The following is a 14,197-nucleotide window of genomic DNA, read 5'->3' as shown; positions in this document are numbered from 1 at the left end:
ATCAGTTATCCAATGGACGAGAATGGCATGAATCAAAGCAATATGGCTCCACTAGGGATGGCCGTTACGCCTCACCACCTTGCCAGCGAAACGGCGCTGGGGATTTTACGCGAAGGCGGCAACGCCATTGAAGCCATGGTCGCCGCTGCGGCCAGCATCGCCGTGGTCTATCCGCATATGAACGGACTGGGCGGGGATGGCTTCTGGCTGATTTTGCCACCGGGTGCCGATCCAATAGCCATTGACGCCAGCGGCGCGGCGGGTTCCCTCGCCACCGCCGAATTCTACCGGGGCAGTAAAACCATTCCTCATCGCGGCCCACGGGCGGCGCTCACCGTACCCGGCACGGTAAGCGGCTGGTCACTGGCGCTGGAGATTTCCCACGAACTGGGCGGCAAACAGCGCCCGCTGGCGCGCCTGCTGACCGACGCTATCCGCTATGCCGCCGACGGTATTCCGGTCACCGCATCCCAGTCCACCGCCACCGCCAGCAAATATGCCGAGCTGTACCAGCAGCCCGGTTTTGCCGCCACCTTTCTCCCAGATGGCACCATTCCGAGCCCCGGAAGCCGCTTCACCCAGCCCGAACTGGCCAGTACCTTGATTCATCTGGCGGAAGCCGGACTGGAGAGCTTCTATCGCGGCCCGCTGGCACACAGGCTGGCGGATGAACTATCCCGTCTGGGGATGCCGATAACCTTGCAAGACCTCAACGCACAGCGGGCGAAACGCGTTAAGCCGCTGCACATACGCCATCAGCACGGTGACATTTACAATATGACTCCGCCGACCCAAGGCCTGGTCTCACTGGCAATCCTCGGCATTACCGATCGGCTGAAACTGGCCGAAGCCGATGAGGCGCAAACTATTCATCGCATCGTCGAGGCAACCAAGCTGGCCTTTGGTCTGCGCGATCGTTACATCACCGATCCGCGCCATATGAGCGAAGATATGCAGGCGTTACTCGACAGCGATCGTTTAGCCCAGCTGGCGGCTCAGATTGACCCGAACCAGGCCGCCCCGTGGGGTAGCGGTAAGGGTCCGGGAGACACGGTCTGGATGGGCGTGGTGGACAGCAGCGGACTGGCGGTGTCCTTTATTCAGAGTATCTATCACGAATTCGGCAGCGGCGTGGTGATCCCCGGCACCGGCATCACCTGGCAAAATCGCGGCGCGGCGTTCAGCCTCGATCCCGATCATTTACTGGCGCTGGCTCCGGGCAAACAACCTTTCCACACGCTCAATCCTGCGGCGGCGCGCCTCAGCGATGGCCGCACGATGGTTTACGGTTCGATGGGCGGCGACGGCCAGCCACAAACCCAGGCCGCGCTGTTTACCCGCCACGTTGTGCAGGGTATGCCGTTGCAGCAGGCGGTCAGCGCCCCGCGCTGGCTGCTGGGGCGTACCTGGGGACAGGCCTCGGACTCGCTGAAGCTGGAAGGCCGTTTTTCACCACAAACCCTCACCGCCCTGCGTGCGCTGGGACATGAAACAGAGATACTGCCCGACTTCAGCGAGGCGGTTGGCCATGCCGGTGCCATCGTGCGCCATAACAACGGCATGCTGGAAGGCGCTTTCGATCCGCGCAGCAATGGCAGCGCGGCCGGTTTTTAACGGGAGAAGATGATGAAGCAAATGAAACCCGACTGGGCAGTTTATGTGGCACAGATGGAGCAGATACTGGCGCTGGAACTGGATGACATGCGCCGCGCCGAACTGCTTATTCAGTTTAGTCGTATAGCCACGATGGCCGATCCGCTGATGGCGTTCCCACTGGACGACAGGCTGGAAGTGGCGGGAGTGTATAAAGCATGAATCTGGCATCATTATCGATTAGCGAGCTAAAACGCGCGCTGGCGGCGGGCGAACTGAGCGCACGCGAGATTGCCAGCCAGACGCTGGCCACCATTGACCAGGCTAACCCACAGCTTAACGCCTGGACCGGGATCACTGAAGATCGCATGTTGTGCGAGGCCGATCGTCTGGATGACCGTCAACGTCAGGGACAGCCGCTACCGGCGCTGGCGGCGGTGCCTTATGCGGTGAAAAATCTGTTTGATGTCGCCGGGCATACCACGCTGGCTGGAGCCAGCCTGTTGAGCGATCGCCCGGTGGCAGCGCATGATGCCTGGGCGGTAGATAAGCTGGCCGCCAGCGGTAGCCTGCTGTCCGGCATGCTGAATATGGATGCCTACGCCTACGGTTTCACTACTGAAAACAGCCATTATGGCGCAACCCGCAATCCGCACGATATGACACGTATTGCCGGTGGTTCATCCGGCGGCTCAGCCGCCGCCGTTGCCGCCGGGCTGGTGCATTTTTCCCTCGGTTCGGATACCAACGGTTCGATTCGCGTGCCGGCATCGCTGTGCGGCATTTTCGGCCTGAAGCCGACCTTTGGCCGCCTGTCGCGCTCCGGCACCCATCCGTTTGTCGCCAGCCTTGATCATATCGGCCCGTTTGCCCGCCGCGTTAGCGATCTTGCTCAGGTTTATGATGTTTTGCAGGGGCGCGATGCCAGCGACAGCTTCCAGGCCGACAAGGCGGTGCAGCCGGTCACGCCATTGCTGGATCACGGGCTGGAAGGATTGCGCTGCGGGGTGCTCGGCGGCTGGTTTCAGCAGTGGTGTGATGACGATGCCCGTGCGGCGGTAGCCAGCGCGGCACGGGCGCTGGACGCCTGCGAAGAGATCGTGCTGCCACAGGCGGAACTGGCCCGATCTGCCGCCTTTATTATCACTGCGTCAGAAGGTGGCAACCACTATCTGCCCGAACTGCGTCGCGCGGCGGAACGTTTTGAACCGCTGTCGCGTGAGCGCCTGCTGGCCGGAGCGATGATCCCCGCCGCCTGGTACGTACAGGCACAGCGCTTCCGCCGCCATTTCCAGCAGCAGGTGCTGCCGCTGTTTAAGCATGTGGATGTGCTGATCGCCCCGGCGACGCCCACCAGCGCCACGCTAATTGGTCAGGAAACCATGCGCATTAACGGCTGCGACCTGCCGGTACGCGCCAACATGGGGATGCTGACGCAGCCCATTTCCTTCCTCGGCCTGCCGGTCACTACCGTGCCGCTGCGCACTGCGGGTGGTATGCCCATCGGCTTACAGCTGATTGCCGCGCCGTTTAAAGAAGAAGCCTGCCTGCGGGTGGCTCGCGTACTGGAACAGCTTGGCATTGCCCAGGCCTTGCCTGCACATAGGGGATGATAAAAGATGAAAAATGAAGCCATCAACCAGCCGACGACCGTTGCCGAAGTCACGGCGGCGTTTTTTCGCTATGAACAGGCGCTGGTGAGTAACGATATTGCCGTGCTGGATGAACTGTTCTGGCACGATGAACGTACCGTGCGCCTCGGGGCCGGAGAAAATCTGTACGGCATTGAGGCGATACGCGCCTTTCGTGCCGCTCGTCCGTCAGCCGGGTTAGATCGCCGCTTGCAGAACACGACGATCGCCACCTTCGGCGATGATTTCGCCGTTTGCAGTACCGAGTTTACCCGCGCGGGCAGCGAGAAGATTGGCCGCCAGCAGCAGACTTGGGTCAAGCTGCCCGCCGGCTGGCGCATTGTCGCGGCACAGGTGAGTGTGATGGGGTGAATGAGCGCCCGGCGCAGATACGACAATAGTGGTATTGCGCCTGTTTCACGGGCTGGGATCATCCAGCCCGCTATTATTAGACTTCAGCTGGCGGATGCGTTTCCATCCAGTGGTCGGCAATCTGCTGACGGGTACAGATCCATACCCGATCATGCTTCTGAATATGATCAAGGAAACGCTGTAACGCGCGGAAACGACCGGGACGACCCAGCAGGCGGCAGTGCATCCCTATCGACAACATCTTAGGCGCGCGCTCCCCTTCTTCATACAGCACGTCAAAACTGTCCTTCAGATAAGTATAGAACTGCTCGGCGGTGTTAAAACCCTGCGCCGTAGCAAAGCGCATATCGTTGGTTTCCAGGGTGTAGGGAATAATTAAATGCGGTTTGACCGTGCCGTCCTGACAGGTGACGCGTGTCCAGAAAGGCAGGTCGTCGCCGTAGTAGTCGCTGTCATAGGTTAAGCCCCCCTGTTCCACCACCAGCCGTCGGGTATTGGGGCTGTCGCGCCCGGTGTACCAGCCGGTCGGCGTTTTGCCAAACAGGTCAGTCAGGGTATCCAGCGCCAGCTGCATATGCTGACGTTCGGTTTTTGCATCCATCCCCTGATAGTGGATCCAGCGCCAGCCGTGGCTGACCACATCGTAATCCGCGTCTTTGATCGCCTCGACAATCTCCGGGTGGCGCGCCAACGCCATTGCCACGCCAAATACCGTTAGCGGCAGACCCCGCCGCTGGAATTCATGGTGAATGCGCCAGAAACCGGCACGGGAGCCGTATTCATACAGCGACTCCATCGACATATGGCGCTCAGGGTAGCTCGCGGCACCGATGATATCGGACAGAAACTGCTCGGAACCGGCATCGCCATGCAGTACGTTGTTCTCTGCGCCCTCTTCGTAGTTCAGGACAAACTGTACCGCGATTTTCGCTTTAGCGGGCCAGGCGGCATGCGGTGGTTCGCCTGCATAGCCGCGCAGATCGCGCGGGTAGTTTTTGTTGAAGCTGTACTCTTTCTTTTCCGGGGGATGACTCATGGTATCGGTCCTTAACGGCGGAAAAACAAACGGGTGCGAACTTTCAGTTCAGATACTCGAACTGGCCCGACAGATTTTTTCTCAGTGGGAAGGCAAGATCGCCATGCTTACTGGTGGAGAGACCTAACGCGACCAGCGACTCCACCATTTTGACCGCAGCCGTGACGCCATCAATCACCGGCAGGCCCAATTCACGCGTTAGTGCCTGGGCCAGATCGGCCATACCGCCGCACCCAAGAACAATAGCGCCGCTGCCATCTTCACGCATTGCCTGTATACAACGTTGACGAACTTTCTCCTGCGCCAGCCCGCTGCCATCTTCCAGCGCCAGCACCGGCAGATCGATGGCGTGCAGCGCCGCACAGTGATGCTCAAATCCGTACTGTTGCAGCAGATGACGCGCGATAACCAGCGTGCGCGGCAACGTCGTGACGATGGAAAAGCGCGTGGCGACCAGGGTTGCCATATGCATCGCGGCTTCGGCAATGCCGACTACCGGGCCTTGTGCCAGCTCACGCGCCGCCAGCAGGCCCGGATCGCCGAAACAGGCGATCACATGCCCGCAAACTCCCTGCGCACGCCCGGCTTTAACCTGTTCCAACACGCCGATAGCGGCTATCGCTTCATCAAAATGCCCTTCAATGGAGGGCACGCCCTGACTTGGGCATACCGCCAATATCTCGGTATCTGCCGCCGCCACTGCGCGCGCTGCCGTGCCGATGGTTTCCGTCATCGCCCGGCTGGTGTTCGGGTTAATGACCTGAATGATCCGTTTGTTACCCATCATCTTACTCCTTTAACTGCGAACAGCCGGGCAAAGTCCGGCAGCGTTTCACCACCGCGTTCAAAACGCAGGCTGGCGATAATATGATCGAAATGTTGCCGTAGTGCGTCAGTCAGTTTAGCCAGGGATTTTTCCCGCAGCAGCACGACCAGTCGATCGTGGTCGTCACAGCGACAACCCTGCTGCCAGGGTGCGCCGTAAGCCGCTACCACCAGCGAGGATCGGCGGGCGAGGCGCGAGACCATGTCGGCCAGCACCTGATTACCGGCAATCGCCTGTAGCTGAATGTGAAAAGCGGCCGACAGACGAATGGCCGCTGCACCATCATGATTGTCATGCGCCTGCTGCTCTTGCTGATTGAGCTTTTCCAGCGCGGCCAAGTGCGGGCTTTGGCAGTGAGCCAGCACCTGCGGCAAATTTGCACATTCAATCAGGCTGCGCGTGCGGAAAATATCCTGCGCCTCTTCGACCGTCGGCGTGGCGACCTGTGCACCGCGTTTGGGCGTCAGGGTGACCATCTGCACCGCCGCGAGGCGCTGCAATACTTTGCGAATGCCGGTACGACTGACGCCAAACACCTCGCACAGCGCTTCCTCCGGGAGTTTGCTGCCCGGCGGCAACTGATGTTCAACGATCGCCGTCATCAGTGCCTGGTAGATAGGCTCATCCCTGTCGCCCAGCTCTGAGGCCGTTTTCAGCCCGCTTACACTCTTCATTGCCTACCTCACTCAACCTGATTGATCGCCAGAATCGTACACACTGATTATTGTTTTTGTATACATGAAATTTCAATCTGGCCCGGTTCCTGCAATGTCTTTGTTAAGTCAGTTTACAGATAGCTCAATCAGAGGAGCAGGTTTCATGCCAAACAGTCAACGTTCTTCCACACCACCGGCGTCCGACGCCCCTGCTAACTACAGTCCGCGCTTGTGTAATGAGGATCTGGCACCGACCCGTGACCAGCACTGGAGTTGGTACAACATTTTCTCTTTCTGGATGTCTGACGTACACAGTATGGGCGGCTATATGGTTGCCGCCAGCTTCTTTACCCTCGGACTTGCCAGCTGGCAGGTGCTGCTGTGCCTGCTGGGCGGCATCTGTATTGTTCAGCTGTGCGCTAACCTGGTGGCCAAACCCAGCCAGATGACAGGGGTGCCTTATGCCGTGGTCTGTCGCCAGGCATTCGGCGTATTTGGCGCAAATATTCCGGCGGTGATCCGTGGCCTGATTGCCTTTGCCTGGTACGGCATTCAGACCTGGCTGGCATCTAATGCGCTGATGCTGGTATCCCTGAAGTTCTGGCCGGGGCTGGCAGCGCTGACGCACACATCATGGCTTGGACTGTCGCAACTTGGCTGGATCTGCTTCGCAACGATGTGGCTGCTACAGGCTATGGTGTTCTGGCATGGAATGAATGCGATCAAACGCTTTATTGATGTGGCTGGCCCGGCAGTCTATGTGGTGATGGGGGCGCTGGCCGGTTGGATTGTATACAAAACCGGTTTTGACGGCATTTCGTTGACGCTGGCGAGCAAGACGCTGTCCGGCAGCGAGCAGGTGTGGCAGATGATTACCGCTACGGCGCTGGTGGTTTCGTATTTCTCCGGCCCGCTGCTGAACTTCGGTGATTTCTCGCGTTACGCTAAAAATATGGCAGAAATCCGCCGGGGCAACCGCTGGGGGCTGCCGTTTAACTTCCTGCTGTTCGCTATCGTGACCGTCGTTATCGTCTCGGGTACGCAGTCGCTGTTTGGGCGGATGATTACCGATCCCATTGAGACTGCCAGCATGGTCGGCAACGATCTGGCGGTGGCGCTGGGTCTGCTGACCATGATCACCGCCACAATCGGCATCAATATCGTCGCCAACTTTGTCTCTCCGGCGTTTGACTTCTCCAACTGTTCGCCGCAGAAAATCAGCTTCCGTACCGGTGGCATGATCGCCGCCGTGGGTTCTGTGCTGCTGACCCCGTGGAATCTGTTCCAGTCGCCTGAGCTGATCCACTACACGCTGGATGTGCTGGGGGCATGTATCGGACCACTGTTTGGCATCCTACTGGCGGACTTCTATCTGGTTAAACGCAGCCAGATTTCCGTCGATGACCTGTTTAATGATACGCCGCAGGGCAAGTACTGGTATCGCGGAGGTTTCAATCCGAAAGCCATTGCGGCGCTGTTGCCTGCGGTAGCGATGGGGCTGGTGATTAGCTTTACCCCATCCCTGCACACGGTAGCCAACTTCAGCTGGTTTATCGGCGTGGCGCTGGGGGCCGGTATCTATCGCTGGGTGGCACGTCATGAGATGGCCGGACGCGTAACGCCGGGTTACGCCCGTGGCGCGGCATTGCAGGAAGAGTAAAACGACGAAAGGCCGATTCTTTCGAATCGGCCTTTCTGGATACTTGGCGGAACGGACGGGGCTCGAACCCGCGACCCCCTGCGTGACAGGCAGGTATTCTAACCAACTGAACTACCGCTCCGCGCTGTGTTCCCCGTCGGGAACGAGGCGGATATTACGGTGCTGGGTGAACTTCGTCAACGATTTTTCGTTTGAACACAATCAACTGCTCTTTTTTTCGACGTAACTCGTTTAGTCATCCCTCTCCTGTGGACGCCACAGGCAACTGCCGCCTTTTTTCGCCACCAGATCGAGACGTGCCTCATGCGCGAAAAGCTCCTCTTCGCTGGCGCGCACCACGCGCAGGCCGGAAGATGGGCGCGCAATGCGGTGAATAGTTTCGCCATCTTGCTGCTTTTCCCGCTCGCCTTCCATTGAGAATGTCAGCGAGGTCTGCCCGCCGGTCATCGTCAGGAACACTTCTGCCAGAATTTCGGAGTCAAGCAGTGCGCCGTGCAGGGTACGTTTGCTGTTATCTATTTCGTAACGTGAGCAGAGCGCATCAAGACTGTTGCGCTTGCCGGGGAACAGCTTGCGCGCCATCGCCAGGCTGTCGGTGATTTTGCAGAAGGTTTCGGTTTTGGCTATCCCACGCTGCAATTTGGCAAACTCATAATCCATAAAGCCAATATCGAACGAGGCATTATGGATAACCAATTCCGCACCGCTTATATAGGCAAGGAATTCATCAGCGATCTGCGCAAAGGTGGGTTTATCCAGCAGGAATTCATCCGCAATACCGTGTACGCCGAACGCTTCAGGATCGACCAGCCGGTCGGGTTTGAGATAAATATGGAAGTTATTGCCGGTCAGACGGCGGTTGATCACTTCAACAGCACCGATTTCAATAATGCGATGCCCCTCATAGTGGACACCGATCATGTTCATACCGGTGGTTTCGGTATCAAGTACGATCTGACGCGTTGTATTTACTGTGCTCATAGGACCCGTTTATGTCAGACTTGGCTTTTTTTCTACAGGGAGTCTACCAGAGATGCTCAAGCAGGTAGAAATTTTCACCGACGGTTCGTGTCTGGGCAACCCAGGCCCCGGGGGTTACGGCGCGATTATGCGTTATGGTAAACATGAAAAAACCTTCAGCGCCGGTTTCCGTCTTACCACTAATAACCGCATGGAAATGATGGCGGCGATCGTGGCACTGGAAGCGTTGACACAGCCCTGTGCCGTGGTGCTGAGTACCGACAGCCAGTATGTTCGCCAGGGGATAACCAGCTGGATCCATAACTGGAAGAAACGCGGCTGGAAAACGACCGACAAAAAACCGGTGAAGAATGTCGATCTGTGGAAACGGTTAGATGCAGCGCTCAGCCATCACGACATTACCTGGAAATGGGTAAAGGGACATGCTGGTCATATTGAAAATGAGCGCTGCGATGAGCTGGCACGAAACGCCGCTGGAAATCCGACCTTCGATGATGTCGGCTACACGTCTGAGGCGTAATATTTTTTTTCATAGATCAGGGCTGAACGATATTGCGCTGCGGCCGGGGCGCGCTATTGGCTGGTGACGCCCACGGCGTGCAGACGTCGTTTTTGCGCATTTTTTTTCGCCTGATTCTTGGTCAGTGGGAAGGTGCGTTTGCGTGCCACGATCAGATTGATGCAGCCCAGTGCCGGGAGATGCGTGGTGATCATCTTCCCTCCCTGACGATTCCACGGTAACACCTGCAAACGCGTGCATTGCATCACCTCGTAATTTAGCAGGCTAAGCCAGTCCAGCAGACGCATCTGGCTGTACATTTTGCTATTCCACGGAATGCGGCAGTGGAGGCCCGGTATCAATTTCCCGATCCCCAAGACGCTGAAAAGATTAAAACCGCTGATAATTATCCAACCATCATCAACCAACACGCGATCCACTTCACGCAGAAGACGATGCGGATCTGTGCTCCATGCCAGAGTATGTGCTAACAGGCAGGCATCCACCGATTTTGACTCGAATGGCAGATTCACCGGATCGGCAAGCACCTGCATGCGCTCCCCGCTCATGCCAACGTTGACCTGATGGGCTATCGCGCAGCTTTCTGTCTCAATTTCTGCACTGAGCCTGCCAATCTTCAGCAGGTGAAATCCAAAAATCTTAGCGAGACAAGGGCGGAGATGATGCGACAACGCATCACGATAATACTCGCCGCAGGGTATCTGCGACCAGGATTCAGGCACATGGCGGATTTGGCGTGTTTTAGCAGGCTTCATGCTTTACCATCTTCTTTTCCATCGTGCGCATATGAAAGAGGTGAATATGAATCTTACCAGCATTCCCGCCCTACAGGATAACTACATCTGGACCTTAAATGATGATTCTGGCCGCTGTCTGATTGTCGACCCCGGAGAAGCGGCTCCGGTACTGCGTGCGATAACACAAAATCATTGGCAGCCGCAGGCGATTTTGCTTACCCATCACCATCATGATCATGTGGACGGAGTCGCGGAACTCTTGTCCCACTATCCTGATTTAACCGTCTATGGCCCACAGGAAACAGGTGATAAAGGTGCCAACACTCTTATCGGCGATGGCGATCGGGTCCGTGTTTTGGGCCTCGATTTTACCATCATCGCCACACCTGGCCACACTTTAGGACATATCTCATATTTCAGCGAACCTTACCTTTTTTGTGGGGACACGCTCTTTTCAGCAGGCTGCGGCAGACTTTTCGAGGGCACAGCCAAACAAATGTTTGAATCATTTCAGAAACTTAATCAGCTACCCGATGATACTCTGGTATGTTGCGCGCATGAATATACCTTATCGAATCTGGCCTTTTCCCATGCTCTTTATCCTCAAGATGCAGAGATAGACCGCTATTACCATGAAATTAAGGAGTTACGCTCGAAAAATGGCATAACATTGCCGACAAAACTCGAGCATGAACGCAAAATAAATATTTTTTTACGCACCAAAGATGTTGAATTACAAAGGTTAATTAGCCAATATCCCGCTCAACTTGCCGAATGGGAGATTTTTGCGACTCTACGCGAGAAGAAAGACAGTTTTTGAGATTTTAGGTTGTGTTGTCGGGAGCGACCACGTATTATTGCTCGTCTTTTAAGCGAACTATTGACACAAACATGAAGGCTAAAGCGATCATACTCGCCTCGGTCTTGCTGGTCGGGTGTCAGGCGTCAAGGCAAGATGCCAATATCCCGGAACAGCATGCACAGAGTTTGTCTTCGGCAAGTCAAAGTGAAAATGGACAGTACACAGATAATATGTTGTCGCCGCGCTGGCAGGATGATGGGACCTCCCTTGCGCAAGACAAAGATTTGTGGAATCTCATTAGCGACGAGCTGAAGATGAAGGTTCCGGATAATTACCGGATACGCGAACAGAAACAGAAGTACCTGAGTAATAAGAGCTATCTCCACGATGTAACATTACGGGCAGAGCCGTATATGTACTGGATAGTCGAGCAGATTAAGCAACGTAAAATGCCGATGGAACTGGTACTACTACCCATAGTGGAGAGCGCTTTTAACCCACATGCCACATCATCTGCAAATGCCGCAGGCATCTGGCAGATTGTGCCGCAAACGGGACGAAATTATGGTCTGAAGCAGACTCAGTGGTACGACGGACGACGTGATGTCGTTGCATCGACTAAGGTCGCTCTGGACATGATGCAACGCCTTAACGATATGTTTGACGGTGACTGGCTACTGACCGTCGCCGCTTATAACAGTGGTGAAGGGCGCGTGCTCAAAGCGATGAAGGCCAATAAGGCCAAAGGGCGACCTACGGACTTCTGGTCACTTGCTCTGCCAAAAGAAACGACAGTTTATGTGCCGAAAATGCTGGCATTGGGGCAGATCCTCAAGAGCAGTAAGCGTTATGGCATTAGTCTGCCGACTCCAAACAGAACGCGTGCTCTGGCACGGGTTGACGTCGGGCAGCAGATTGAACTGACGCAAGCAGCCGAAATGGCGGGTATGTCGCTGAGCAAACTGCAAAGCTTCAATACCGGCTACCGCCGAGGCACTACGGCACCTAATGGCCCCCACTACATTATGGTGCCTAAGTCCAACGTGGCTAAACTACGTGACTCATTGGCAACCGGGGATATAGCTGCAGTGCAGCCGACTTCGTTGGCCAGGAATAGCGTTTCTGCGGCATCTTATAAAGTGCGTAGCGGTGATACACTTTCAGGCATTGCTAAACGTCTTGGCGTCCCGGTAAAAGACTTGCAGCGTACAAATAATTTACGCGGTAGCAGTATTAAACCAGGTCAGACTCTGACTTTAGGTAACAATACGAGTAAGCAGCTGGCAGATAACGGCGACAGCATCACCTATCAGGTACGTAAGGGTGATTCTCTGGCCAGTATTGCGAAACGTCACGGCGTTAACATCAAAGATGTTGTGCGCTGGAATAGTGACACCAGTAATGCGCAGAATATTCGGCCCGGAGACAAGCTGACTCTGTTTGTTAAGGACAATGCGACACCAGATAGCTAATCATTCTGTGTTTTGCATCTATATGCTGTTATAAAGCCAGGCCATACGTAATGTCTATCGTTTAAGGATCGGTTGACCGATACGGTGGCTGGTGTAAAAAGGGTTCATATTCATCATGGACCCTTTTTAAATTGAACGTCCACAAGCCCCTCCTCATAGCCCCCTTAGCCTCATTCCCGCTGAATTCATTAAGAAGGCGTTAACGTTGACTGACACGGTCACACCCCGCAAGCGCTAATTTCTCTTGAATTCACGGTCTGGCTTGTTGTTGGCATCTCCATCTTCTGCAATCGCTCCATGACCGAGATCGTGAGTCTGATGGATATCACTGACAGGACCGGTGAGCCTTTCACCGCACACAGGCCCTGAAACAGTGACCTCAATAAACAGCGACAGAAAGTCTCTTAACTCACACTATCTGGGGATTAAAAATCAAATTCAACCAGCAGGGGATTGTGATCGGATGCGCGTGTTACCAATACCGATGCTTCTGCTACCCCCATTCCGCGATAGAAAATAAAATCCAGCGGGCGGCCAAAAGCTTTACGACGATGATCGTCGGTAAAGCGTACTTCACGTAATCCCATTTCACGAGCGAAGCGATAGAGCGCATTGATCCGCTGACGACTCCATGCGTTGAAATCACCGGCCATAATTACTGGGCCCCTGTGATGAATTATTTGCTCACCTATCGGCCCCAACTGCTTACTGTACACATCAATACCCAGACTAAAATTCACCGCATGGATGTTGACGACCATCAGCACTTGCTCGTTTGGAAGGGGGTAGGCAGTGACAAGTGCTGATTTAGACAAGCGCAACAGCGGCTCGCGTTCGCGTAAAGGACAACAGTAAACCGCATGTGCTGAAGCCAGCGTCATAACCCCTGAAGGGTGTTGTGGCAGTACATAGGCAGGTACCTGATCGGCAACCAGGTAATTTGTGGTGGCAAAACGCACCAATTGTGGGGTTGTTTGTGCTTCCTGTAAAAGAACGAGATGGGCATCTTTACCAAAATCTTGCAAAACCGAAAGCCATTCAGCACGCTGCTGCTTAAAGATATTCCACACCAACACCCTCAGGCGGGATCCATTGGTTAGCGGCATGCACGGTGCTAACGCCTTTCCAACATGCAGCAACGCCACTGGAGGAAATATGCGCTCCGCTGGCTGGCCTGCTACATATCTCATGGCATAGGTTTTTTTTCGCACGTTACCGCCTGAACTGTTACAGCTGAATGGACTCACTATCCTTCAGTTATAGGGGCTTTATGGTCTGGTTTCAATCGGTGGCTGCTGAATGAAATGGGATAGTGCTCAAGAAGACGAAAAACCTGATTCTGAATACAAAAAAACCCTGACTCTTATGAGTCAGGGTTTCCTGTTTTAGTGGCGGAACGGACGGGGCTCGAACCCGCGACCCCCTGCGTGACAGGCAGGTATTCTAACCAACTGAACTACCGCTCCACCGATTCTGTACTGATATCAGAAACCGTCTGATTTCAGGTGTATCACCTTTACCTTGTCAGGGGTAAAGTCACGACCAGATAACTGGTCTTAATTTGATGCCTGGCAGTTCCCTACTCTCGCATGGGGAGACCCCACACTACCATCGGCGCTACGGCGTTTCACTTCTGAGTTCGGCATGGGGTCAGGTGGGACCACCGCGCTACAGCCGCCAGGCAAATTCTTGGTGCTCTGTCCTTCGTCTTTTACGCCGCTGCTGCGTTGGCTTCCTTCGCTCGCAACGGTCACATACTGGTGTATGCTCCCGCCGACTCGGCTCAGTTGCCGCCTTGCCGCAACGTAAAATACTCGGACATAGAAACGAATATCGGGTGCTTATTCAGCACAACATCTTTCGTTTCCGCTAATTCTTTTATCCGGTACAAGCTGAAAATATCTCTGTCTC

Annotated in this window: 15 protein-coding genes, 2 tRNA genes and 1 rRNA gene; 9 read left to right on the top strand and 9 right to left on the bottom strand. The window is 55.2% G+C overall.

The window, feature by feature from the left end:
* Positions 1-27 precede the first annotated feature (27 nt).
* The 4 genes from EPIR_RS04460 to hpxZ are packed head-to-tail and all read left to right on the top strand — an operon-like array spanning position 28 to position 3,596.
* A complete protein-coding gene (locus EPIR_RS04460) occupies positions 28-1,614 on the top strand; it encodes a gamma-glutamyltransferase family protein (RefSeq protein ID WP_048697014.1) in 1,587 nt (528 codons plus the stop codon).
* A gap of 12 nt (positions 1,615-1,626) precedes the next feature.
* A complete protein-coding gene (gene hpxX / locus EPIR_RS04455) occupies positions 1,627-1,815 on the top strand; it encodes an oxalurate catabolism protein HpxX (RefSeq protein WP_023654107.1) in 189 nt (62 codons plus the stop codon).
* Positions 1,812-3,206 (top strand): AtzE family amidohydrolase, encoded by a 1,395-nt coding sequence (locus EPIR_RS04450; RefSeq protein WP_023654106.1) that lies wholly within the window; start codon positions 1,812-1,814, stop codon positions 3,204-3,206. The genes hpxX and EPIR_RS04450 overlap by 4 nt, the downstream gene beginning before the upstream one ends.
* Before the next feature lie 6 nt (positions 3,207-3,212).
* Positions 3,213-3,596 carry an oxalurate catabolism protein HpxZ gene (gene hpxZ / locus EPIR_RS04445; RefSeq protein WP_023654105.1) on the top strand — a complete coding sequence of 128 codons (384 nt, stop codon included), beginning with the start codon at positions 3,213-3,215 and terminating at the stop codon, positions 3,594-3,596.
* Positions 3,597-3,672: 76 nt separating this feature from the next.
* Here the strand turns inward: hpxZ and puuE are convergent, their stop codons facing one another.
* From puuE to EPIR_RS04430, 3 genes are read right to left on the bottom strand one after another with little or no spacing between them, the layout of a single operon-like run.
* A complete protein-coding gene (gene puuE, locus EPIR_RS04440; RefSeq protein ID WP_023654104.1) occupies positions 3,673-4,632 on the bottom strand; it encodes an allantoinase PuuE in 960 nt (319 codons plus the stop codon).
* Between the two features lie 43 nt (positions 4,633-4,675).
* A complete protein-coding gene (gene hpxA, locus EPIR_RS04435; protein ID WP_023654103.1) occupies positions 4,676-5,419 on the bottom strand; it encodes an allantoin racemase in 744 nt (247 codons plus the stop codon).
* Positions 5,416-6,132 (bottom strand): GntR family transcriptional regulator, encoded by a 717-nt coding sequence (locus EPIR_RS04430; protein WP_023654102.1) that lies wholly within the window; start codon positions 6,130-6,132, stop codon positions 5,416-5,418. The genes hpxA and EPIR_RS04430 overlap by 4 nt, the downstream gene beginning before the upstream one ends.
* A 145-nt stretch (positions 6,133-6,277) precedes the next feature.
* Here EPIR_RS04430 and EPIR_RS04425 point away from each other — a divergent pair, with 145 nt between their 5' ends.
* Positions 6,278-7,774: an NCS1 family nucleobase:cation symporter-1 gene (locus EPIR_RS04425; RefSeq protein ID WP_023654101.1), complete on the top strand. Its 1,497-nt coding sequence runs from the start codon at positions 6,278-6,280 to the stop codon at positions 7,772-7,774.
* A 44-nt stretch (positions 7,775-7,818) separates the two neighbouring features.
* Here EPIR_RS04425 and EPIR_RS04420 read toward each other — a convergent pair.
* Both EPIR_RS04420 and dnaQ read right to left on the bottom strand, forming a co-directional pair.
* Positions 7,819-7,895: transfer RNA gene (locus EPIR_RS04420), tRNA-Asp, on the bottom strand.
* Positions 7,896-8,005: 110 nt separating this feature from the next.
* Complete coding sequence (gene dnaQ / locus EPIR_RS04415; protein WP_023654100.1) at positions 8,006-8,755, bottom strand: DNA polymerase III subunit epsilon; 750 nt, start codon at positions 8,753-8,755, stop codon at positions 8,006-8,008.
* Here dnaQ and rnhA point away from each other — a divergent pair.
* Positions 8,748-9,275 (top strand): ribonuclease HI, encoded by a 528-nt coding sequence (rnhA, locus tag EPIR_RS04410; protein WP_338043463.1) that lies wholly within the window; start codon positions 8,748-8,750, stop codon positions 9,273-9,275. The genes dnaQ and rnhA overlap by 8 nt on opposite strands.
* Positions 9,276-9,328: 53 nt before the next feature.
* Here the strand turns inward: rnhA and EPIR_RS04405 are convergent, their stop codons facing one another.
* Positions 9,329-10,030 (bottom strand): class I SAM-dependent methyltransferase, encoded by a 702-nt coding sequence (locus EPIR_RS04405; protein ID WP_023654098.1) that lies wholly within the window; start codon positions 10,028-10,030, stop codon positions 9,329-9,331.
* A gap of 46 nt (positions 10,031-10,076) precedes the next feature.
* Between EPIR_RS04405 and gloB the strand changes: the two genes are divergently transcribed.
* The 3 genes from gloB to EPIR_RS19275 all read left to right on the top strand — a co-directional run bounded on the left by gloB (position 10,077) and on the right by EPIR_RS19275 (position 12,655).
* Positions 10,077-10,832 (top strand): hydroxyacylglutathione hydrolase, encoded by a 756-nt coding sequence (gene gloB, locus EPIR_RS04400; RefSeq protein WP_048697011.1) that lies wholly within the window; start codon positions 10,077-10,079, stop codon positions 10,830-10,832.
* Positions 10,833-10,903: 71 nt separating this feature from the next.
* Positions 10,904-12,286, top strand: coding sequence for a murein transglycosylase D (gene mltD, locus EPIR_RS04395; RefSeq protein ID WP_023654096.1), 1,383 nt, complete (start codon positions 10,904-10,906; stop codon positions 12,284-12,286).
* A gap of 237 nt (positions 12,287-12,523) precedes the next feature.
* Positions 12,524-12,655, top strand: a complete 132-nt coding sequence (locus EPIR_RS19275; protein WP_157037500.1) for a transposase domain-containing protein — start codon at positions 12,524-12,526, stop codon at positions 12,653-12,655.
* A 56-nt stretch (positions 12,656-12,711) separates the two neighbouring features.
* Here the strand turns inward: EPIR_RS19275 and EPIR_RS04390 are convergent, their stop codons facing one another.
* The 3 genes from EPIR_RS04390 to rrf all read right to left on the bottom strand — a co-directional run bounded on the left by EPIR_RS04390 (position 12,712) and on the right by rrf (position 13,968).
* Positions 12,712-13,497: an endonuclease/exonuclease/phosphatase family protein gene (locus tag EPIR_RS04390; protein WP_048697008.1), complete on the bottom strand. Its 786-nt coding sequence runs from the start codon at positions 13,495-13,497 to the stop codon at positions 12,712-12,714.
* 178 nt (positions 13,498-13,675) lie between these two features.
* Positions 13,676-13,752, bottom strand: a tRNA-Asp gene (locus tag EPIR_RS04385).
* A gap of 100 nt (positions 13,753-13,852) precedes the next feature.
* Positions 13,853-13,968: ribosomal RNA gene (rrf, locus tag EPIR_RS04380) — 5S ribosomal RNA — on the bottom strand.
* Positions 13,969-14,197: the final 229 nt, after the last annotated feature.

Origin of the sequence: Erwinia piriflorinigrans CFBP 5888 (assembly GCF_001050515.1) — a bacterium.
Classification (GTDB): domain Bacteria; phylum Pseudomonadota; class Gammaproteobacteria; order Enterobacterales; family Enterobacteriaceae; genus Erwinia; species Erwinia piriflorinigrans.
Note: the sequence above shows the minus strand (reverse complement) of the source record. Positions and strands in the feature narration are given on the sequence as shown.